The organism is Lysinibacillus parviboronicapiens (genome assembly GCF_003049575.1).
In the GTDB taxonomy this organism is placed as follows: Bacteria; Bacillota; Bacilli; order Bacillales_A; family Planococcaceae; genus Lysinibacillus; species Lysinibacillus parviboronicapiens.
Genome location: NZ_PYWI01000108.1, coordinates 1 through 368 on the forward strand (window position 1 = coordinate 1; position 368 = coordinate 368).

1 pseudogene is annotated in these 368 nt (G+C 37.0%); it reads right to left on the reverse strand.

The annotated features are described in order from the left end of the window. Positions 1–147 precede the first annotated feature (147 nt). Positions 148–368: pseudogene (locus tag C9J35_RS23315) on the reverse strand (DUF6434 domain-containing protein); the annotation flags it as partial.

Below are 368 nucleotides of genomic sequence, written 5' to 3' on the forward strand. Positions count from 1 at the left end.
TTTAAAATGCATAAAGGAGTCCTCCTTGTTTGATGATGGGTCAATGGTCGTTGACACTCATGCATCATACTAGAGGGCTCCTTTTCTTTCAAGACCTCAAACATCCTTCAAACAGGAATGCTGCTTCTATAGTTAAATAAGAAGGGGTCAAGAATTACTTTTCGGTATGTACTTATTTTCTCCTGGTAATTTCTTTATCTCCTTCCAAGCAACAATAGCATCTTCTCGCTTTTTCCCTTTATTTTCAGGATCAGTAAAGTAATCCCGCGTAAATTGATTATATTCAAATTGGGAACTAATTGTTGTGATGTATGAAGGGTCTTTCTTACGATCCTCTTCTTCATACCAGGCAGCAATTACTTCTTGAT